General features: G+C 44.7%; 20 protein-coding genes and 1 other annotated feature. Of the genes, 17 read left to right on the top strand and 3 right to left on the bottom strand.

Annotated elements, in window-relative coordinates:
• The first annotated feature begins 217 nt into the window (after positions 1-217).
• The 6 genes from ACQRBN_RS16320 to rplA all read left to right on the top strand — a co-directional run bounded on the left by ACQRBN_RS16320 (position 218) and on the right by rplA (position 3,872).
• Positions 218-1,501, top strand: coding sequence for an aminotransferase class I/II-fold pyridoxal phosphate-dependent enzyme (locus ACQRBN_RS16320; RefSeq protein ID WP_427740118.1), 1,284 nt, complete (start codon positions 218-220; stop codon positions 1,499-1,501).
• Between the two features lie 209 nt (positions 1,502-1,710).
• Positions 1,711-1,860 carry a 50S ribosomal protein L33 gene (gene rpmG, locus ACQRBN_RS16315; RefSeq protein ID WP_427740117.1) on the top strand — a complete coding sequence of 50 codons (150 nt, stop codon included), beginning with the start codon at positions 1,711-1,713 and terminating at the stop codon, positions 1,858-1,860.
• A gap of 22 nt (positions 1,861-1,882) precedes the next feature.
• Positions 1,883-2,074, top strand: a complete 192-nt coding sequence (gene secE / locus ACQRBN_RS16310) for a preprotein translocase subunit SecE (protein WP_427740116.1) — start codon at positions 1,883-1,885, stop codon at positions 2,072-2,074.
• Positions 2,075-2,107: 33 nt separating this feature from the next.
• Positions 2,108-2,623, top strand: coding sequence for a transcription termination/antitermination protein NusG (nusG, locus tag ACQRBN_RS16305; RefSeq protein WP_427740115.1), 516 nt, complete (start codon positions 2,108-2,110; stop codon positions 2,621-2,623).
• A gap of 54 nt (positions 2,624-2,677) precedes the next feature.
• Positions 2,678-3,103, top strand: coding sequence for a 50S ribosomal protein L11 (gene rplK / locus ACQRBN_RS16300; protein ID WP_427740113.1), 426 nt, complete (start codon positions 2,678-2,680; stop codon positions 3,101-3,103).
• Positions 3,104-3,176: 73 nt separating this feature from the next.
• Complete coding sequence (gene rplA, locus ACQRBN_RS16295) at positions 3,177-3,872, top strand: 50S ribosomal protein L1 (protein WP_427740112.1); 696 nt, start codon at positions 3,177-3,179, stop codon at positions 3,870-3,872.
• Positions 3,873-3,941: 69 nt separating this feature from the next.
• Here the strand turns inward: rplA and ACQRBN_RS16290 are convergent, their stop codons facing one another.
• Complete coding sequence (locus ACQRBN_RS16290) at positions 3,942-4,826, bottom strand: sugar phosphate isomerase/epimerase family protein (RefSeq protein ID WP_427740110.1); 885 nt, start codon at positions 4,824-4,826, stop codon at positions 3,942-3,944.
• 372 nt (positions 4,827-5,198) lie between these two features.
• Between ACQRBN_RS16290 and ACQRBN_RS16285 the strand changes: the two genes are divergently transcribed.
• The 4 genes from ACQRBN_RS16285 to ACQRBN_RS16270 all read left to right on the top strand — a co-directional run bounded on the left by ACQRBN_RS16285 (position 5,199) and on the right by ACQRBN_RS16270 (position 8,900).
• Positions 5,199-6,194: a LacI family DNA-binding transcriptional regulator gene (locus ACQRBN_RS16285; RefSeq protein ID WP_427740109.1), complete on the top strand. Its 996-nt coding sequence runs from the start codon at positions 5,199-5,201 to the stop codon at positions 6,192-6,194.
• A 126-nt stretch (positions 6,195-6,320) separates the two neighbouring features.
• Positions 6,321-6,533, top strand: coding sequence for a FeoA family protein (locus tag ACQRBN_RS16280; RefSeq protein ID WP_427740108.1), 213 nt, complete (start codon positions 6,321-6,323; stop codon positions 6,531-6,533).
• A gap of 115 nt (positions 6,534-6,648) precedes the next feature.
• Positions 6,649-8,649 (top strand): ferrous iron transporter B, encoded by a 2,001-nt coding sequence (feoB, locus tag ACQRBN_RS16275; RefSeq protein WP_427740107.1) that lies wholly within the window; start codon positions 6,649-6,651, stop codon positions 8,647-8,649.
• A 44-nt stretch (positions 8,650-8,693) separates the two neighbouring features.
• Positions 8,694-8,900 carry a FeoB-associated Cys-rich membrane protein gene (locus ACQRBN_RS16270; RefSeq protein WP_427740106.1) on the top strand — a complete coding sequence of 69 codons (207 nt, stop codon included), beginning with the start codon at positions 8,694-8,696 and terminating at the stop codon, positions 8,898-8,900.
• Positions 8,901-8,982: 82 nt separating this feature from the next.
• Here the strand turns inward: ACQRBN_RS16270 and ACQRBN_RS16265 are convergent, their stop codons facing one another.
• A complete protein-coding gene (locus tag ACQRBN_RS16265; RefSeq protein WP_427740104.1) occupies positions 8,983-9,336 on the bottom strand; it encodes a heavy-metal-associated domain-containing protein in 354 nt (117 codons plus the stop codon).
• 174 nt (positions 9,337-9,510) lie between these two features.
• Positions 9,511-9,647: a sequence feature (ribosomal protein L10 leader region), on the top strand.
• Positions 9,648-9,691: 44 nt separating this feature from the next.
• Here ACQRBN_RS16265 and rplJ point away from each other — a divergent pair.
• The 7 genes from rplJ (at position 9,692) to ACQRBN_RS16230 (ending at position 21,091) form a co-directional block, all read left to right on the top strand.
• Positions 9,692-10,252: a 50S ribosomal protein L10 gene (rplJ, locus tag ACQRBN_RS16260; RefSeq protein ID WP_427740103.1), complete on the top strand. Its 561-nt coding sequence runs from the start codon at positions 9,692-9,694 to the stop codon at positions 10,250-10,252.
• A 122-nt stretch (positions 10,253-10,374) separates the two neighbouring features.
• A complete protein-coding gene (gene rplL / locus ACQRBN_RS16255; RefSeq protein ID WP_427740101.1) occupies positions 10,375-10,749 on the top strand; it encodes a 50S ribosomal protein L7/L12 in 375 nt (124 codons plus the stop codon).
• Positions 10,750-11,046: 297 nt separating this feature from the next.
• Positions 11,047-14,916 (top strand): DNA-directed RNA polymerase subunit beta, encoded by a 3,870-nt coding sequence (locus ACQRBN_RS16250; protein ID WP_427740100.1) that lies wholly within the window; start codon positions 11,047-11,049, stop codon positions 14,914-14,916.
• Positions 14,917-14,930: 14 nt separating this feature from the next.
• Entirely contained in the window at positions 14,931-18,635 is a 3,705-nt protein-coding gene (gene rpoC / locus ACQRBN_RS16245) for a DNA-directed RNA polymerase subunit beta' (RefSeq protein ID WP_427740099.1), read from the top strand.
• Between the two features lie 101 nt (positions 18,636-18,736).
• A complete protein-coding gene (locus ACQRBN_RS16240) occupies positions 18,737-19,393 on the top strand; it encodes a sugar O-acetyltransferase (RefSeq protein WP_427740098.1) in 657 nt (218 codons plus the stop codon).
• 103 nt (positions 19,394-19,496) lie between these two features.
• The gene (locus ACQRBN_RS16235; protein WP_427740097.1) at positions 19,497-19,739 is read left to right on the top strand and encodes a Fur family transcriptional regulator; all 243 of its coding nucleotides are present in this window, start codon (positions 19,497-19,499) and stop codon (positions 19,737-19,739) included.
• A gap of 266 nt (positions 19,740-20,005) precedes the next feature.
• Positions 20,006-21,091, top strand: a complete 1,086-nt coding sequence (locus tag ACQRBN_RS16230; protein WP_427740095.1) for a M24 family metallopeptidase — start codon at positions 20,006-20,008, stop codon at positions 21,089-21,091.
• Between the two features lie 123 nt (positions 21,092-21,214).
• On the opposite strand, the gene ACQRBN_RS16225 is transcribed toward ACQRBN_RS16230, so the two are convergent.
• Positions 21,215-21,976, bottom strand: coding sequence for a sulfite exporter TauE/SafE family protein (locus ACQRBN_RS16225; RefSeq protein ID WP_427740094.1), 762 nt, complete (start codon positions 21,974-21,976; stop codon positions 21,215-21,217).
• Positions 21,977-22,069: the final 93 nt, after the last annotated feature.

The following is a 22,069-nucleotide window of genomic DNA, read 5'->3' as shown; positions in this document are numbered from 1 at the left end:
GTTGCAATTCTATATGTTATTCTAATAATTAAAAATATTACGAAAATAAATTTTGCAAGTTTTTGATGCAAAAATTGCATAACAAAACGAAAAAATCGGAATGCATCCTATAAAAATGATAGAAAAATGCAAGTGAGACTTGACAATTCTTCATACTATCCTTACAATAGCAAATAGCGTATTATGAAATCAATGAGAATTACGGGAGGGAACTTCTATGACACCATATAGTCAGTTGAGTAAGGAAGAATTAGAAGCGTTGAAAAATGATCTGGAGCAGCAGTTTGAGGATGTAAAGGGCAAGGGGCTGAAATTGGATATGTCCCGTGGTAAGCCTTCAAAATCCCAGTTGGATATTAGTATAGGGATGATGGATGTCCTGACAAGCGATACCGATATGCTGAGTTCTGACGGAATAGATTGTCGGAATTACGGCGTGCTGGATGGGATCAGCGATGCGAGAAAATTGCTTGCGGATATGTCAGAGGTGCCAGAGAGAAATATCCTTATATATGGAAACTCTAGTCTGAATGTTATGTTTGATACAGTATCACGTGCCATGACACACGGTATCATGGGCAGTACTCCGTGGTGCAAACTTGATCATGTAAAATTCTTATGTCCGGTACCGGGATATGACCGTCATTTTGCAATCACAGAATTCTTCGGTATTGAGATGATTAACATACCGCTTCTTGAGACGGGACCGGATATGGATATGGTAGAGAAACTGGTCGCAGAGGATGAATCAATCAAGGGAATCTGGTGCGTGCCGAAGTACTCTAATCCAACAGGTGTCTCTTACTCAGATGAGACGGTAAGAAGATTCGCAAAACTGAAACCTGCAGCCAAAGATTTCCGTATCTTCTGGGATAATGCATATTCTATCCATCATCTGTATGATGATAAGAGAGATGTGATTCTGGAATTGTTAAATGAATGTATCAAGGCAGGCAACCCGGATATGGTGCTGAAGTTCATCTCTACCTCCAAGGTTTCCTTCCCTGGTTCAGGAATCGCGGCTTTGGCAGCATCTCAGGCGAATCTGGAAGATGCAAAGCGTTATATGAGTTTCCAGACCATCGGTCATGATAAACTGAACCAGTTACGTCATGTGCGTTACTTTAAAGATATGCAGGGAATGTATAATCATATGAGAAAACACGCTGAGATCCTGCGTCCGAAGTTTGAGAAGGTTCTGGAAGTTTTGGACCGTGAACTGGGCGGGCTGGAGATTGGTTCCTGGACGAAGCCGCTGGGCGGATACTTCATTTCCTTTGATGCGATGGAGGGCTGTGCGAAGGAGATCGTGGCAAAGGCGAAGGAAGCCGGACTGGTTATGACAGGTGCCGGTGCAACCTATCCTTATGGAAAAGATCCAAAAGACAGCAACATCCGAATTGCACCATCATTTCCGACTGTGGAAGAACTAGAGGTTGCGGCTGAGATCTTCGTGCTGAGCGTGAAGTTAGTAAGCATAGAGAAACTGCTGAATGCATAATTCTGCCGATGATAGATTATAAAGATTATTTTGCAATAAAAATTGATACTTAACAAAGGCTTATATGAAAAAAGGCTTGCTTTTTGATTCTAGGTATGGTACACTATCCTAGCGAATGGAAGTAGGTCTTTTTTTTATGCCTAAAATTGGGTAGCCTCGCAAGCTACCAAGTAACATGTTAATAAGACACAAAAAGCGAGGTGGAAGTTGTGCGTACAAGAATCACATTGGAATGTACAGAATGCAAGCAGCGTAACTACAACATGACAAAGGACAAGAAAGCTCATCCGGAACGTATGGAGACTAGGAAGTACTGTAAGTTCTGCAAGTCACACACATTGCACAAGGAAACAAAATAGTCGCCGTAAAGGAGTGGACGTCATGAGTGAGAAGACGCAGAAGAAAAGCTGGTTCAAAGGTCTTAGCAGAGAATTTAAGAAAATCATTTGGCCAGATAAGATGACAGTAGCAAAACAGACGGCAGCAGTTGTTTCTGTATCCGTAGTAATGGGAGTTATCATCGCGATCATTGATTTTATCGCCCAGTACGGAGTGGATTTATTAGTAAAATAGCACTGATAATCTGCAGGCAAGAAAGGTGAGTTTATGTCAGAGGCAAAATGGTACGTAGTTCATACCTATTCAGGGTATGAGAACAAAGTAAAGGCTAACATTGATAAGACAATTGAGAACAGACATCTGGAAGATCAGATTCTGGAGGTTCGTGTTCCGATGCAGGATGTCGTAGAGATGAAGAACGGTGTTCAGAAAGCGGCACAGAAGAAGATGTTTCCTGGCTATGTGCTGATTCACATGATTATGAACGACGATACATGGTACGTTGTTCGTAATACGAGAGGTGTTACCGGATTCGTTGGACCGGGATCTAAGCCGGTTCCGCTTACGGATGCTGAGATGGCACCGCTTGGAATCAGACAGGAGAATATTGTCGTAGATTTTGCGGAAGGCGATACCGTTCAGGTAATTGCCGGCGCGTGGGCAGATACCGTTGGAGTGATCCAGTCTATGAACTTGCAGAAGCAGAGTCTTACCATCAATGTTGAACTGTTCGGCCGCGAAACGCCGGTTGAAATTAGTTTCGCAGAAGTTAAAAAAATGTAACAGGCAGTGGGAGGGGACTTAAGTTCCCGGAAGCACCACAAGGAGGTAATTAAAATGGCAAAAAAAGTACAAGGTTATATTAAGTTACAGATCCCTGCTGGAAAAGCTACACCGGCACCACCGGTTGGACCTGCACTTGGTCAGCACGGTGTTAATATCGTTGAATTCACTAAGCAGTTCAACGCAAGAACAGCAGATCAGGGAGACTTGATTATTCCTGTTGTTATCACAGTTTACAATGACAGAAGCTTTAGCTTCATCACAAAGACACCACCGGCAGCAGTTCTGATTAAGAAGGCTTGCAACATTAAGTCTGGATCAGGTGTTCCGAACAAGACAAAGGTTGCTACAATTACAAAGGCACAGTTACAGGAGATCGCTGAACTGAAGATGCCAGACCTGAATGCAGCAACAGTTGAAGCTGCTATGAGCATGGTAGCAGGAACATGCCGCAGTATGGGTGTAAAGATTGAGGAGTAATTAGTTCATTATAAACGTGAAAACAAGAATCGTGGGAGGGTTATCCCGACATTACCACAAGGAGGTTATTTAGATGAAAAGAGGAAAGAAATATGTTGAAGCTGCAAAAGCAATTGACAGAGGAACGCTCTATGATGTTGCAGATGCAGTAGCATTAGTTAAAAAGACTGCAGTAGCGAAATTCGATGAGACAATCGAGGCTCATATCAGAACAGGCTGTGACGGACGTCACGCTGACCAGCAGATTCGTGGAGCAGTTGTACTGCCACACGGAACAGGTAAGAAGGTTCGTATCCTTGTATTTGCTAAGGATGCTAAAGCAGAAGAAGCAAAAGCAGCTGGAGCAGATTACGTTGGAGGAATGGAACTGATCGAGAAGATCCAGAAAGAAAACTGGTTTGAATTCGACGTTGTTGTTGCTACACCGGATATGATGGGTGTTGTAGGACGTATCGGTCGTGTACTTGGACCAAAAGGTCTTATGCCGAACCCGAAGGCTGGTACAGTAACAATGGATGTTACGAAGGCTGTTAATGATATCAAAGCTGGTAAGATTGAGTACAGACTTGACAAGACAAACATTATCCATGTGCCGTTAGGTAAAGCATCATTTACCGAAGAACAGATTACGGACAACTTCCAGACGCTGATTGATGCAATCAACAAAGCAAGACCGGCAGCAGTAAAAGGTCAGTTCTTAAAGAGCGTGACACTTACTTCTACAATGGGACCTGGTGTTAAGATTAACCCAATGAAACTTGTAAAATAGATTGAGTCAACGAAATATATAATCCCCCGGAATTCCGGGGGATTTTTAATTGGGGACAGAGCAATCGAATTATAAACTGTAGTCTGAATATGGACCGCTGAATACATGCCGCAGGTATGCCACGGAATTCTTCGCATCCTGATCCAGTTTGGATTCGTCCGGACACAGATTTCTCCAGATTTTGATGTCGTTTCCTACTTCGCCGCCCATCAGTACGAATGGTTCCATGACAATGTTCTTGTCATATCCCACGCGGCGCAATGCATGACCAATCTCTGCCCATGGCATAGTACCCTTGCCCGGAACGCGGCGGTTGTTCTCGCCTACGTGGAAATGTCCGAGTTTGTCTCCGGCTGTAAGGATGGCGTCGATCATGCTGTCTTCTTCGATATTCATATGGAAGGTATCCAGCATTACCTTTGCGGCTGGAACGTCAACTTCTTCTACGAACTGTACTGCCTCTTTGGCGGTGTTCAAGATGTAGCCTTCGAAACGGTTCAAGACTTCCAGACAGTAATCAACGCCGCATTCTCCGGCGATCTTGGCTACGGTACGAACGTTTTTAACACTTCTTGCCCAGTCGCCAGCTTTGTCGATTGGCTTAGAGTAGTCAACCGGCCAGTAAGAATAGATGCCGCCGCCGATCGTGTGAATATCCAGATATTCTAATTGCTTTAAGATGTCCGTGTAGAAATTAATTGCATTTTTCGCAACATTTTCATCAGCGGAAGCCAGATTCTCTGATGCGGATGGACCGTAACCTGCAGTCAGGGTAACGCCCTGTGCTTTTGCCTCGGATTTCAGGTCGTCCAATTCTGTTTTAGAGATGTTTTTGAGAAGCGCGCAAGAAATCTCTAATGTATCAAAGCCGAGGCTTTTAACCTTTTCGATGTATTTCTTCTGATCTGCACCCCACTGTTTCTCCCAGTAAGCAAAATAAATTCCATATTTCATGAGTCATCCTCCTTTATAAAATAAATTATTTACGTTTTGTTACGTTCCGGGAACGTATTACTGTTAAGATAATATTAGTTATTTGTGTGCTAGTTGTCAATAGTGTTGAACCAATTCTATAATATAGTTAAGTAACAAGACGTAATTTTATGTAAAATATACAAAAATGAATTTCGAATACATAACGTAAATTTACGTATATATAAACATTAAGTTTACTTTGATGGAAAAATATGTTACTATTTTATTAGCATATTAAGATGGGTGAGATGAATATTAGGAGTTCTTTTGAGGAAAAGAATGATAGATTAGGATAAAAGATGAATCTCTCTGCCTGGGAGATGAAAACTGAGAAGTTAGGAGGAGTGTGCCATGAGAAATAGAAAAGAAATATCGATTCGAGATATCGCTGCGCAGGCGGGAGTATCAACTGCTACAGTCTCTCGCATCTTGAATAAGAAAGGCGGATATTCTGACGAGACGGAACGCTTGGTCATGGATATCGTGAAGAGCAGTTCTTATAAAGTGTCGGAAAAAAACAGAGAGAAAGCGGTTGGAATCCTGATCCAGGATATTAAGAATGAATGGTTTGCCAATGTTGCGGCAGACCTGGAGGAGCAGTTATACCGGCAGGGATATTCTGCATGTATTCACACGACGAATGAGGATGCGAAGAAGACGCTGTGGTATTTTGAAGAGTGTATGAGGCGCAGATTTGCCGGAATTATCATCGTATCTCCAACCAAGGAGATCGCACAACGTGCGAAAGGGGCAAAAGTGCCGGTGATCTTCATCGACCGTACGCCGGTTCAAAAAGAAGATATTGTAAGCATTGAGTATGATCATTACCTGGGCGGATACATGGCGACGGAGCATCTGATACGAAAAGGCTGCCGAAATATTATGTTCCTGGGCGTAGAGGAGGATAATCCGGCGAGTAGATCAAGGCTTCACGGATATATAGATGCATTGGAGGAATATCATCTGCCGCAATCAGAGGATCTGATCGTGCATCTGGATGATAATTATCACCTTTATGACACGGCTTACCAGATTACCTATTATCTTTTGAAAAAGAAACTGAACTTCGATGGAATATTTGCTACAAATGATCTGCGGGCATTCGGAGCCTTACAGGCGCTTCAGCAGAATGGAGTGAAGGTGCCGGAAGAGATCAAGGTGATCGGCTTCGATGACATCTCTCTGGCGCGGCAGTGCTATCCGGCACTTACTACGATCCGGCAGAATACACAAGAACTGGCGAAGAACACGGTACAGATGCTGCTGCGGCTGATTCTGGAACCTGAGACGGTGGAAAACCGGCATGTGGTGATTCCGGTTTCCCTGGTAGAGCGGGGCACAGCGTAGAAGACGACCTTTTTGAAAATAATTTTCATAATAATTCTCAAAAAGGTTGACAAACAAGAACTGTGGTGCTATAGTGTGAAAAGAGTTAGTAATAAATAACCGAAGCTTGAAAGGTGGATGAAAAGTATGAATCTAACCGATGCTCAGGAAGGAAAAGAGTACATTGTTCAGGGGATTGAAACAGACGATGAGGATCTGAATGCATTCTTATTTTCATTAGGATGCTATAGTGGAGAGCCTATTACGGTAGTGTCCCGCCTGAATAAAAGTTGTGTCGTTTCCATTAAGGACGGTAGATATAATATCGACAATCAGTTGGCATCAGCGATCTTAATCTAAAAAGATTAAGCGCTGGTGGCAGTTGTTTTTTTAGGTTATCGATTAGTGAAAACTAACTTTTGCGTTTATTTGACTTTAAGAGAATGCTTAAAAAGGATAAGAGGAGGATTTTAACATGAGAATTGCTTTTGCTGGTAATCCGAATAGCGGTAAGACTACCATGTACAATGCACTTACCGGCAGAAATGAAAGGGTTGGTAACTGGGCAGGTGTTACTGTTGAGAAGAAAGAGAGCCCGATTAAGAAAACGTATTATGATGGCAGCGAGGAACTGATTGCAGTGGATCTTCCTGGTGCTTATTCCATGTCTCCATTCACTTCTGAGGAGAGCATCACAAGTGGTTATGTTAAGAATGAGCATCCGGATGCGATCATCAATATTGTGGACGCAACCAATCTGAGCCGTAGCTTGTTCTTTACGACACAGTTGTTAGAACTGGGCGTGCCGGTGGTTGTGGCACTGAATAAGAGCGACATCAATGAGAAGAAGGGAACTAAGATCGATGCAGAAGTATTATCTGCCAAATTGGGCTGCCCGGTTGTGAAGACAGTATCTACTTCCGCGAGCGGACTGACAGAGGTTGTGAAGGCTGCTGCTTCCCTGAAGGGAAAGGAACAGAAGGCTCCTTATGTTCAGGGCAATATTGATCTGACAAGTAAGACAGAGGTCGAGGCGGCTGACCGTAAGCGTTTCAGTTTTGTGAACCAGATTGTGACTGGCGTTGAGACTCGTAAGGTTCTGACCAAGGAGAAGAATTCTCAGGATACGCTTGACTCTGTTCTGACGAATCCTGTTGCAGGTCTGATTATTTTTGCGGTTGTAATGTTCCTGGTATTCCAGATCTCTCAGGCATGGGTAGGACCGTGGATTGCCGATGCTTTGGTAGGAGCAATTGAAAGTTTCCAAGAGATGGCTGGCGGCTGGATGGAGAATGCGAATCCGTTCTTGTCAGCACTGATTGTTGATGGTATTATTGGTGGTGTTGGTGCCGTTGTCGGTTTCCTGCCGCTGGTTATGGTTATGTATTTCCTGATCGCCCTGTTGGAAGACTGTGGTTACATGGCACGTGCTACGGTTGTGCTTGACCCTATTTTCAAAAAGGTTGGTCTTTCCGGAAAGTCAGTGATTCCGTTTGTTATCGGTACCGGTTGTGCGATCCCTGGTGTTATGGCTTGCCGTACAATTCGTAATGAGCGTGAGCGCAGAGCGACTGCTATGCTGACACCGTTCATGCCTTGTGGCGCGAAACTTCCGGTTATCGCATTATTTGCAGGTGCTTTCTTTGCAGATGCATCCTGGGTTGGTACCCTGATGTACTTTGTAGGTATTGTATTGATTCTGGTTTGCGCCCTTCTGGTGAACAAACTGGCTGGTTACAAGGTAAGAAAGTCCTTCTTCATCATCGAGTTGCCTGAATACAAACTTCCAAGCCTGAAGCGTGCGGTCATCTCCATGTGCGGACGTGGCTGGGCTTACATTGTGAAGGCTGGTACGATCATTCTGGTGTGCAATACCGTGGTTCAGATTATGCAGAGTTTCAATTGGCATCTTCAACTTGTGGAAGAAGGTATGGAGAACACATCAATCCTGGCTTCCATTGCGAATCCTTTCGCTTATATCCTGGTACCGATCGTTGGCTTCCACGCATGGCAGCTTGCGGCAGCAGCGGTTACTGGTTTCATCGCGAAGGAAAATGTCGTTGGTACACTGGCTGTTTGCTATGGCGTAACAAGTTTCATTGATACAGACGAATTGGCTCTGATGGAAGGCGCTGGTACAGAGGTTGCTACAATCTTTGCTATGACAAAGGTTGCTGCTTTGGCTTACCTGATGTTTAACCTGTTCACACCTCCGTGTTTTGCTGCGATCGGTGCTATGCATTCTGAGATTAAGAGCGGCAAATGGCTGGCTGGCGGTATCTGCCTTCAGTTAGGTGTCGGTTATACAGTTGGATTCCTTGTATACCAGATTGGTACACTGATTACTACAGGTTCTCTGGGCGGCGGTTTCGTGCCTGGTCTGATTATTGTTGCTGTGATGGCTGCAGTTGTTGTCTATCTGATCCAGAAGACGAATAAGAACCTGGCTGCTGAGTATGCTTTGAGCAGTAAATAAGATTATATATAAGTAAGATTACATATAAGTAAGGAGTTTGTCGTATGATAGATGTGATTGTTGTTGCAATACTTGTAGTGGCTGTTGGCTCTGCGCTGGCGTATATCATGAAGTCCAGAAAGAACGGAATCAAATGTGTTGGCTGCCCGGATGCAAAATACTGCTCTTCCTGCAGTCATGCCGAGGGAAATGCTTCCGGGTGTGGCAGTGAGTCGCACGCCGGCTGCGGTTGTCATACGGATGAAAAATAATATATGTATGATAAAAGGAGAACGATGTGATGGTCGTTCTCCTTTTTGGGATAGACGAAGTGGTTGAAACCTCGTCTCTTCGCTATTCTTTTATATCGGTTACTTTATATCCGGCTTTTTCAATGGCGTTCTTGATGGTCTCGTTGCTGATCGGGCGTTCTGTGGAAACAATTACCACACCCTTCTTCAGTTTTACAAGAGCAGATGCTCCGTCAATGGAGTTGACTGCTTCCATTACTCTGTTCACGCAATGCTGACAGTTCATTCCTTCTACGGATACCGTCTTCTGACCGATAACGGTATCCAACTTTTTCCGGCAGGCTTTGTATGTGCCGCCGCCACAGCAGCCACCTTCCCCGCGAAAATGCTTCATGCTTGAACGTATACCAAAGAAGAGCACGACAGCCAGGATGGCTACAATAATATAATTACTCACACTAGATCTCCTTTCTGCAATAATGTCGATGCCAAGATGGCTTCACAATAGAGTTTGCAATCACTAACTTAATTATAGCATCCGACTTATGAAAGTCAAGCGGGAGCGTATCAAGAAAAGACGGGAAAATGTAAAAAGTGCAAGAAAACGGTTGACACAGAAGCCCAAGAATGCTATAGTATCAGATGACTGCCAAAGACAGCAGGTGCGAAAGCGTAAGTAGTGATACGCCTGCCGAGGAAAGTTAGATTCGATTAATATGAATTTACATCACCTCTATGTCTTTGACGTAGAGGTTTTATTTTATATCCTTATGTGTGCAGTCAGACAAATAATATAAGGAGGTGCACCATTCGTGGCAAAAGTTGAATTAAAACAACCAATCGTACAGGCTATTGCAGATGATGTCAAAGATGCAGCAAGTGTTGTATTAGTAGACTACCGTGGACTTACTGTTGCTCAGGATACAGAACTGCGTAAACAGTTAAGAGAAGCTGGAATCATCTACAAAGTTTGTAAAAACACAATGATGAAGAGAGCTTTTGAAGGAACTGAGTTTGCAGCATTAGATGAGCACTTAGAAGGACCAAGCGCTATTGCGATTTCTAAAGATGATGCAACAGCTCCGGCAAGAATCCTTTGCAAATTTGCAAAAGATGCAAAAGCCCTTGAGTTAAAAGCAGGTGTGGTTGAAGGCGCAGTATATGATGTTGCCGGATTAACAGAATTATCCAAGGTTCCATCAAGAGAAGAATTACTGTCCAAGTTACTTGGAAGCTTACAGTCACCAATTACCAATCTTGCTCGTGTTCTTAACCAGATTGCAGAGCAGGGAGGAGCAGAGGCATGTGAAGCAGCCGCTCCGGCAGAAGAGGCTCCGGCAGAAGAAGCAGCAGAGGCTCCTGCAGAGGCATAGAGTACCCGGCAAGTCATTGCTTGACCCGGTACAAACCTGTTCTTTGAACTTAGCGAGGTGCAGCCTGGCATAGTGAGAAGAACATCATTATAAGAATAAAATAATAAATGGAGGAAAATAAAATGGCAAAGTTAACAACAGCTGAATTTATTGATGCAATCAAAGAGTTATCAGTATTAGAATTAAATGAGTTAGTAAAAGCATGTGAAGAAGAATTTGGTGTTTCTGCAGCAGCAGGCGTAGTAGTTGCAGCAGCAGGCGGAGAGGCAGCAGCAGTAGAAGAGCAGACAGAGTTCAACGTAGAATTAGTTGCAGCAGGTGCTTCTAAGGTTAAAGTAATCAAAGTTGTTCGTGAGATCACAGGACTTGGATTAAAAGAAGCTAAGGCATTAGTTGACGAGGCTCCAAAGATGGTTAAAGAAGCAGTTTCTAAAGAAGAGGCTGAAGAGATCAAGGCTAAACTTGAGGCTGAGGGTGCTGAAGTTAACGTTAAATAATCGAGCAAGACGATTGAGCAAAGCCGTTCCGCATGGAACGGCTTTTTTATGTATCATAGGGAGGATGCGCGCTCTTTTTTTTCAACATTTTTTGATTAAAAGATCTCACGAAAAAATCTTTAACTTCCCGTTGACAAGCCCCTCCCCCATGTGCTATAGTAAAAAATGCGCTATTGTGGAAACTTATGCCATGAATTTGCGCGAAAACAGGAGAAAAAGCCCTGTTTTCAATGATTCAGCAGTATCAAGGGCTATCTCGCAGCCCGCAAAAAAATAAATGAGGAGTGAAACGTCAATATGGAGAAAAACAGAATTCGTCCCATCAAAAGTGGAAAAAGTTCACGCATGAGTTATTCCAGACAAAAAGAAGTTCTTCAGATGCCTAACTTAATCGAAGTCCAGAAAGATTCCTACCAGTGGTTTCTGGATGAAGGATTGAATGAAGTATTTGATGATATTTCCCCTATTACTGATTATAGCGGTCACTTGAGTCTGGAATTTGTTGATTTTACTTTATGCGAGAAAGACGTGAAGTACACGATTGAAGAGTGTAAGGAGCGTGATGCTACTTACGCGGCTCCACTGAAGGTAAGAGTAAGGCTTCATAACAAAGAGACAGATGAGATCAACGAGCATGAGATCTTCATGGGCGACTTGCCGCTTATGACGAGTACAGGTACATTCGTGATCAATGGAGCGGAACGTGTTATCGTAAGCCAGTTAGTACGTTCCCCTGGTATCTATTATGCAATTGCACATGATAAGATTGGTAAGAAACTGTATTCATCCACTGTCATCCCGAACCGTGGTGCATGGCTTGAATATGAGACGGATTCCAATGACGTTTTTTATGTCCGTGTAGATAGAACGAGAAAGGTGCCGATCACGGTGTTGATCCGTGCATTAGGAATCGGCACGAATCCGGAGATTGTGGAATTATTCGGAGAGGAACCGAAGATTATCGCAAGTTTTGAGAAGGACGCAGCGACCAACTATCAGGAAGGTCTTCTGGAATTATATAAGAAGATCCGTCCGGGCGAGCCGCTTGCTGTGGACAGCGCAGAGAGCCTGATCACAAGCATGTTCTTCGACCCAAGACGTTATGACCTTGCTAAAGTAGGAAGATATAAATTCAATAAAAAATTAGCCCTGAAGAACCGTATTACCGGTCAGGTTCTTGCGGAGTCAGCAGTAAGTCCGATCACAGGTGAAGTGATTGCAGAAGCAGGCACCAAGATTACAAGAGAATTGGCAGACCAGATCCAGAATGCGGCAATCCCATATGTGTGGATCGCAAGAGAAGATGAAGAGCGTAATATTAAGGTCCTTTCTAATATGATGGTTGACCTTGATGCGGTTGTCGATGTTGACCCGAAGGAAGTAGGGGTTACCGAGCAGGTATACTATCCGGTTCTTGCAGGCATCCTGGAAGAGACAGCCGGAGATATTGACGAATTGAAGGACGCGATCAGAAGAGATATCCATGACCTGATTCCGAAGCATATTACAAAAGAAGATATCCTTGCATCCATTAACTATAACATTCACCTTGAGTATGGCCTTGGCAACGATGATGATATCGACCACCTTGGTAACAGACGTATTCGTTCCGTAGGTGAATTATTACAGAATCAGTACAGAATCGGTCTTTCCAGATTGGAAAGAGTGGTACGTGAGAGAATGACGACCCAGGATCTGGAAGGCATCTCTCCACAGTCGCTGATCAACATTAAGCCTGTTACAGCTGCTGTAAAAGAATTCTTTGGTTCTTCTCAACTGTCACAGTTCATGGATCAGAATAACCCGTTGGGTGAGTTGACCCATAAGAGACGTCTGTCCGCACTTGGTCCAGGTGGTCTGTCAAGAGACCGTGCCGGATTCGAGGTACGAGACGTTCACTATTCACATTATGGAAGAATGTGCCCGATCGAGACCCCTGAAGGTCCGAACATCGGTCTGATCAACTCTCTGGCATGTTATGCGAGAATCAATCAGTACGGATTCGTTGAGGCACCATATCGTAAGATCAATCATGATGATCCTGCGAACCCGGTAGTAACTGAGGAAGTTGTATATATGACCGCCGACGAAGAGGATAACTACCATGTGGCACAGGCGAATGAGCCTTTGGATGCAGAAGGACATTTTATTCATAAGAATGTATCCGGTCGTTACCGCGAAGAGACACAGGAATACGAGAGAAGAATGTTCGATTATATGGACGTATCTCCTAAGATGGTGTTCTCCGTTGCGACGGCGCTGATTCCTTTCCTGGAGAACGACGATGCGAACCGTGCGCTGATGGGATCTAACATGCAGCGTCAGGCTGTGCCGCTTCTGATGACAGAAGCACCGGTTGTTGGTACAGGTATGGAGGAAAAATCTGCTGTTGACTCTGGTGTATGTGTGATCGCAGAGACAGCAGGTGTGGTAGAGCGTTCTACTTCCAAAGAGATTACCATCCGTCAGGACGATGGCAATCTGAAGAAATATAAATTAACGAAGTTCCTGCGTAGTAACCAGAGCAACTGCTACAATCAGAGACCAATCGTATTCAAGGGTGACAGAGTAGAGGCTGGCGATGTGATCGCAGACGGTCCGTCAACATCCAACGGAGAGATGGCTCTTGGTAAGAACCCATTGATCGGATTCATGACATGGGAAGGTTACAATTACGAGGATGCTGTACTGTTGAGTGAAAGACTGGTACAGGACGATGTATATACATCTGTTCATATTGAAGAATATGAAGCAGAAGCACGTGATACGAAACTCGGACCAGAAGAGATTACCCGCGACATCCCAGGTGTTGGTGATGATGCGCTTAAGAATCTGGATGAGAGAGGTATCATCCGTATCGGTGCAGAGGTACGTGCAGGAGATATCCTGGTTGGTAAAGTTACTCCGAAGGGAGAGACGGAACTGACCGCAGAAGAGAGACTGCTTCGTGCAATCTTCGGTGAGAAAGCACGTGAAGTAAGAGATACTTCTCTTAAGGTTCCTCACGGAGAATATGGTATCGTTGTAGATGCGAAGGTATTTACAAGAGATGGAGGAGACGAACTGTCTCCGGGCGTGAACCAGGCGGTTCGCATCTATATCGCTCAGAAGAGAAAGATCTCTGTCGGTGATAAGATGGCTGGTCGTCACGGTAACAAGGGTGTTGTTTCCCGTGTGCTTCCGGTAGAAGATATGCCGTTCCTGCCAAATGGACGTCCGCTGGATATCGTTTTGAATCCGCTGGGTGTGCCTTCACGTATGAACATCGGTCAGGTGCTTGAGATTCACTTGTCCCTGGCTGCAAAAGCATTAGGATTCAACATTGCTACACCGGTATTCGACGGTGCAGATGAGAATGATATTATGGATACTCTCGATCTGGCGAATGACTATGTCAACTTAAGCTGGGAAGAGTTCGAGGCAAAACATAAAGAAGAACTGTTGCCAGAGGTATTGCAGTACCTGTCTGATAACAGAGAGCATAGAAAACTCTGGAAAGGAGTTCCGATCTCCAGAGACGGTAAGGTTCGCCTGCGTGACGGACGTACCGGAGAATATTTCGACAGTCCGGTAACCATCGGACACATGCACTATCTGAAACTGCATCACCTGGTTGACGATAAGATCCATGCACGTTCAACCGGTCCTTACTCACTGGTTACACAGCAGCCGTTAGGTGGTAAGGCACAGTTCGGTGGACAGCGTTTCGGAGAGATGGAGGTATGGGCACTGGAAGCATACGGTGCATCTTATACACTTCAGGAGATCCTTACTGTTAAGTCTGATGATGTAATTGGACGTGTGAAGACTTACGAAGCGATCATTAAGGGAGAAAATATCCCAGAGCCAGGTATTCCGGAGTCCTTCAAGGTATTGCTTAAGGAGTTGCAGTCTCTTGGACTGGACGTACGCGTACTGCGTGATGACAATACAGAGGTTGAGATTATGGAGACCGCAGACTTGGGAGAGACAGATTTCCGCTCATTAATCGAAGGAGACAGAAAGTATCATCAGGATGAAGATCTTGGGGCTCATGGATACACTGAACAGGAATTCCAGGATGAAGAACTTGTGGATGTGGATGAAGAGCCAGACGAGGATGACTTCGATATGGGTTTTGAAGAAACTGATGACTATGGATATAATGATTTATCCGATGATGAATAGGAAGGGGTGCCAGTATGCCAGAAAACAATAAGGAACAAACATATCAGCCAATGACCTTTGATGCAATCAAGATCGGTTTGGCATCGCCTGAGAAGATTCTGGAATGGTCCAGGGGAGAAGTTACAAAACCGGAGACGATCAACTATAGAACACTGAAGCCTGAGAAGGACGGATTATTCTGTGAGAGGATATTCGGACCAAGCAAAGACTGGGAGTGTCACTGTGGTAAATATAAAAAGATCCGCTATAAAGGCGTGGTCTGCGACCGATGCGGTGTTGAGGTTACCAAAGCAAGCGTGCGCCGTGAGCGTATGGGTCATATCGCCCTGGCTGCTCCGGTGTCACACATCTGGTACTTCAAGGGAATCCCGAGCCGTATGGGTCTGATTCTTGATCTGTCTCCAAGAACACTGGAGAAAGTACTGTATTTCGCGTCTTATATCGTACTTGATAAGGGCGAGACAGATCTTCAGTACAAACAGGTATTATCCGAGCAGGAATACCAGGAGAACAGAGAAAAATGGGGAAGCGCATTCCGTGTAGGCATGGGTGCAGAATCTATCCAGGAATTGCTTCAGTCCATTGATCTTGATAAAGAGTATGCTGAGTTACAGGAAGGACTGAAGGGCGCTACCGGACAGAAGCGTGCAAGAATCGTGAAACGTCTGGAAGTTGTTGAAGCATTCCGTGAGTCTGGCAACAAGCCGGAGTGGATGATCATGACAGCGATCCCGGTTATCCCACCGGATCTCCGTCCTATGGTTCAGTTGGATGGCGGACGTTTTGCTACATCTGACCTGAACGATCTGTACAGAAGGATTATTAATAGAAATAACCGTCTGAAACGCCTTCTTGAATTAGGCGCGCCGGACATTATTGTTAGAAATGAGAAGAGAATGTTACAGGAAGCGGTAGACGCCCTGATTGATAATGGACGCCGCGGCCGCCCGGTAACAGGACCTGGTAACAGAGCGCTTAAGTCTCTGTCCGATATGCTGAAGGGTAAGTCCGGACGTTTCCGTCAGAACCTTTTGGGTAAGCGTGTTGACTACTCCGGACGTTCCGTTATCGTCGTAGGACCGGAACTTAAGATCTACCAGTGTGGTCTTCCAAAAGAGATGGCAATCGAACTGTTCAAGCCATTCGTTATGAAGGAACTGGTGCAGAACGGAACCGCTCACAATATTAAGAATGCAAAGAAGATGGTAGAGAGAGTACAGCCGGAAGTATGGGATGTACTGGAAGATGTTATCAAAGAGCATCCGGTTATGCTGAACCGTGCCCCTACGCTTCATAGACTTGGTATCCAGGCATTCGAGCCAATCCTGGTAGAAGGTAAGGCAATCAAGCTGCATCCGTTGGTATGTACCGCTTATAATGCCGACTTCGACGGTGACCAGATGGCTGTACACTTGCCGTTGTCCGTAGAGGCTCAGGCAGAGTGCCGTTTCCTTCTTCTGTCACCGAACAACCTGCTGAAACCGTCAGATGGCGGACCGGTAGCCGTTCCTTCACAGGATATGGTACTTGGTATCTACTACCTGACACAGGAAAGACCTGGTGCTAAGGGAGAAGGCAAGTTCTTCAAGAGTGTAAATGAAGCAATTCTCGCATATGAGAATGATGCTATTACCCTTCACTCACGCATTAAGGTTCGTATCACCAAGACAATGCCGGATGGAAGCGTAGTGATAGGTAATGTAGAGTCTACACTGGGAAGATTCCTCTTCAATGAGATCATCCCACAGGATCTTGGATTCGTAGACCGTGAAGTAGAAGGCAATGAACTGTTGCCGGAGATTGATTTCCACGTAGGAAAGAAACAGTTAAAGCAGATCCTTGAAAAAGTAATTAATACCCACGGATCAACTGCTACAGCGGAAGTGCTGGATGCGGTAAAATCCATTGGTTATAAATATTCAACAAGAGCAGCCATGACCGTATCTATCTCAGATATGACCGTGCCTCCGCAGAAGCCAGAGATGATTAAGCAGGCACAGGATACGGTAGATAAGATCACCAAGAACTTCAAGCGTGGTCTCATCACAGAGGAAGAACGTTACAAAGAGGTTGTTGAGACCTGGAAAGCAACTGACGATGCCTTGACTGAGGCTCTGCTGTCCGGTCTGGATAAGTATAACAACATCTTCATGATGGCTGACTCTGGTGCCCGTGGTTCGGATAAGCAGATCAAACAGCTTGCCGGTATGCGTGGTCTGATGGCAGATACAACCGGTCGTACCATTGAGTTGCCGATCAAGTCTAACTTCCGTGAAGGTCTGGACGTATTGGAGTACTTCATGTCTGCACATGGTGCTCGTAAAGGTCTGTCAGATACAGCCCTTCGTACAGCCGATTCCGGATACCTGACCAGACGTCTGGTTGACGTATCACAGGAATTGATCATCCACGAAGTAGACTGTGTAGAAAAAGGCGCTGAGATTCCGGGAATGTATGTTAGAGCATTCGAAGATGGCAACGAAGAGATTGAAAGCCTGCAGGAGCGTATTACAGGACGTTACCTGTGCGAGAACATTGTAGATAAAGATGGAAACATCCTTGTAAAAGCAAATCATATGGTAACGCCAAAACGTGCGGAACTTATCATGAAGAAGGGTGTAGATGAGAACGGCGAGCCGCTTACACAGGTGAAGATCCGTACGATCCTGACATGTAGATCCCATAGCGGTGTCTGCGCAAAATGTTATGGCGCGAACATGGCAACCGGTGAGCCGGTACAGGTTGGTGAGGCAGTAGGTATTATCGCTGCTCAGTCTATCGGTGAGCCTGGTACTCAGCTGACCATGCGTACGTTCCATACCGGTGGTGTTGCCGGTGATGATATCACACAGGGTCTTCCTCGTGTCGAAGAGTTGTTCGAGGCAAGAAAGCCGAAGGGACTTGCAATTATCACAGAGTTCGCCGGTGTTGCCAATATCAATGATACGAAGAAGAAGCGAGAGGTTATCGTAACTAATGACGAGACAGGCGAGTCAAAGGCATATCTGATCCCTTACGGTTCCAGAATTAAGATTCAAGATGGCGCGGTATTAAAGGCCGGTGACGAACTGACAGAAGGTAGCGTTAACCCGCATGATATTCTGAAGATTAAGGGACTGCGTGCAGTGCAGGATTACATGATTCAAGAGGTACAGAGAGTATACCGTCTACAGGGTGTTGATATTAACGATAAGCATATTGAAGTAATTGTTCGTCAGATGCTTAAGAAGGTTCGTATAGAAGAGGCTGGAGATACAGAATTCTTGCCAGGTACGAATGTAGACAGACTGGAATTCGAAGATGTGAATGCAGCATTAGTGGCAGAGGGCAAAGAGCCGGCAACAGGAGAGCAGATCATGCTTGGTATTACCAAAGCATCACTCGCAACCAACTCTTTCCTGTCAGCAGCATCCTTCCAGGAGACAACCAAGGTACTGACAGAAGCAGCAATCAAGGGCAAGGTTGACCCGTTGGTTGGTCTGAAGGAGAATGTAATCATTGGTAAACATATCCCGGCTGGTACGGGTATGAGAAAGTACCGTGATATCAAGCTGGATTCCGAACTGGAACTGGATGATGAGCTCGTGTTAGACGAAGAGATTGATGTTGATTTCTCTGATATAGCAGCAGAAGATGGTGTTGATCTGAACGAAGAACATGAGGACGAGACCATGGATGATGCGGAACTAAATTCTGAGTTAGAATTAGTAGAAGAGTAATAGATAAAAAGACCTTTGGTGGGAGCGGGGTTTCTACCGGAGGTCTTTTCTCATATTATAAGGTACTTCGTTTGATATATGAGAGAAAAGGAGTGGAGAAGATGACATTAAAAGAGAGAATTGATAATGGAATGATCTTTTATGAGAGCGGGCATAAAGATCCAATCGACCAGAAGATTGAAAAAGAATTAGCCGAGGAACGGAACCACTGTAAAGAGATGATGTTCGACTATAATCACACAAGACCGGGAGATCGTGAAGGACGGATGAAGATCCTGAAAAGCCTTCTTGGCAAATGCGGAGACCGTGTCTATATTGAAGATGGTGTTCATATGTCATATGGAAGCAATGTGTTCCTGGAGGGCATGTTCTATGCCAATTATAATCTGACGATTGTAGATGACGGGAAGGTATATATCGGAGATAAGACGATGGTAGGACCAAGTGTCACGATCTGTACGACAGGTCATCCGGCATATCCATTGTACAGAGAGATGGTTGCCCATTATTCTCTGCCAATCCATATCGGCAGGAATGTCTGGATCGGAAGCAATGCGGTGATTCTTCCGGGAGTCACCATAGGAGATAATTCTATCATTGGCGCCGGAAGCGTGGTTACGAGGGATATTCCGGAGAATGTGGTTGCAGTCGGCAATCCTTGTAAAGTCATGAGAGAGATTACCGAGAGAGACCGGGAATATTATTTCAGAGATCTTAAAGTGGACTTCCCTTATACATTAAGAGAAGAAAACTGTTAATGATATTGATAAAATTTATCGTTAACGTTATTGACAATCAATATCAATTGGAGTACACTACCAATGTAAATGATAATCAGTATCAATCAACACGAGGTAGAATATGAGCCAGGAAGAGAAGGTAGAAGCAGTAGTACGACAATTGAAGGAAAAAGGGTACAGAATCACCGTTCAAAGAAAGATGCTTCTTCAGATCATTCTAAGCAATGAGTATTCTTCCTGCAAGGAGATCTATTTTGCCGCGAAAGCAAAAGACAACAAAGTAGGGATTGCAACTGTCTACCGAACCATACAGTTGCTGGAAGATATGGAACTGATACATAAAGAAATGGTTGTACATATTTAAAGGTATATATTTAAGTATATGTTTCATATATATTTCAAGGATTAAAGGAGTCGTAATCGAATTGACTTTTCATAGGTAAGAGATTATAATAAAACTGTCAAAATCGGTGGTGGAAGACCGCCGATTTTGGCAGTTTGCTGTTTGTAGCAGGAGAGGCTTCGTATATAATAGGAAGTGGAAACTTCCGATTATATAGTGCTCTTCACGGTGATGTGGGCAGTGAGGAGCAGTATCATACATATTTTAAGAAAGGTTGGGGTAATACAATGGATCAGAACAAAGTAGCAAGAGTATTAAAGTCAATGGAAGAACATGAAGTTCCACAGATGATCGTATCAGACCCGGTTGCGATCTTCTATCTTACTGGAAAATGGATTCATCCAGGAGAAAGATTACTGGCATTATACCTGAATGTAAATGGTAACCACAAACTCGTTATCAACAAACTGTTCCCGCAGGAGAAGGATCTGGGAGTAGATCTGGTATGGTATGATGATATCGAAGACGGAGTTGAGATCTTAAGCAGATACGTAGAGAAAGACAAAGTAATGGGTATCGATAAGACTTGGCCGGCAAAATTCCTGATTCGTCTTCAGGAATTAGGTGGAGGAAGCAAGTTCGTTAACGGTTCTCCGATCATCGACTACATCCGTATGGTAAAAGATGAGAAAGAAAAAGAGTTGATGAGAGAGTCTTCCAGACTGAACGATATCGTTATGGAGAGATTGATTCCATGGGTAGTAAAGGGACTGACTGAGAAAGAACTGAATGCAAAATGCCTTGAATTATATAAGGAAGTTGGATGCGAGGGTGTATCTTTCGATCCAATTACTGCATATGCGAAGGGTGCGGCAGATCCGCACCATGTAACAGATGATTCCAAGGGAAAACGCGGCGACTGTGTAATCCTTGATATCGGCGGATTCAAAGACAACTATGCATCAGATATGACAAGAACCGTATTCATCGGCGAAGTTTCCGACCGTGCAAGAGAGATTTACGATATCGTTGTTGAAGCGAACAGACGTGGTATCGAGGCAGCTAAGCCGGGCAACAGAATGTGTGATGTTGACCTTGCGGCAAGAAACTATATCGAAGAAAAAGGATATGGACAGTACTTTACACATAGAACCGGACATTCCATCGGTCTGGAAGACCATGAGTTCGGCGATGTATCTTCTGTAAATGAGGATATTATCCAGGTTGGACAGTGCTTCTCTGTAGAGCCGGGTATTTATATTGCTGAAGAAGGCATCGGTGTACGTATCGAAGACCTTGTAATTATTACAGAGGATGGATGCGAAGTGCTGAACAGCTTCACGAAAGATCTGATCGTAGTACCGGAGGAGTAGGATCTGGGAATTAAATGTAGGATTGAAGGTGGACGGCGTCTTACGGGTAGGGGGAATCATCCCCCTACCCGTAAGATGCCGTCCATTTCAAAGTGCCGGGATTTTATCTGCAGGAGGGAGGGGTTAGTAGATTCCGATTACTTTTAAAGCCAGGAGTAAGAGAACCAGGAGGATGCTTGGTTTTACGATTTTGGTGCCGTTTTTCATGACGAGACCGGCGCCGATGTAGCCGCCGAGCATGTTGCAGGCGGCAGCGGCGAGACCCAGAGGGATAAGGATCTGGCCGTTGAGGAGGAAGACGATGAGTGCGGTTATGTTGGTTGTCAGGTTGATGACCTTGGCTTGGGCGTTGGCGGTCTTGATATTCAGTTTGGCGAATATAGTGAATGCTATAATGAGGAAGGTTCCGGTTCCGGGACCGTAGAATCCATCGTAGCATCCGATGACGAAAGCGGATATGGTGGCGGTGAGGTAAGTGCGACGGTCTAAAGTAACTTCCTCGGCGCCTTCGTCATTAAAAAGTTTCTTATTCAATACCAGAAATGCAGAAACTGGCAGAATGACTATTAATACATAGGTCATAATTTTCTCTGGTATCATCATGGAGATGTGAGCGCCGATTGATGAACCAATTATAGCTGCAATTACAGAAGGAATCGCAAGGTATATATTGATCAGGCGGCTGCGTGCAAAACGGAAGGTGGCAAGGGCAGTACCAAAAGGTGAGGATAATTTGTTAGTGGCGACGGCCGTGTGGGGCGGAAGCCCGGCAATCAGGTATGCGGGGAGTGAGATTAATCCGCCGCCACCGCCGATGGCATCAATCAGACCTGCAAGAAATACAAGGGGGCATACGATTAGAAAGGTGTGTAATGTTAGTTCCATGGTTGTGTTCTCCTTAGTTAATAGACTCATGGTGCTATTTTAGAACATTGCTGCAGTATAGTCAAATATATGGTATGTTTTACAAAATAAGGG

This window comes from Bariatricus sp. SGI.154 (assembly GCF_050313795.1).
Taxonomy (GTDB): domain Bacteria; phylum Bacillota; class Clostridia; order Lachnospirales; family Lachnospiraceae; genus CAMBRQ01.
The sequence above is the reverse complement of the archived record's forward strand: the minus strand, read 5'-3'. Positions and strand labels throughout refer to the sequence as shown.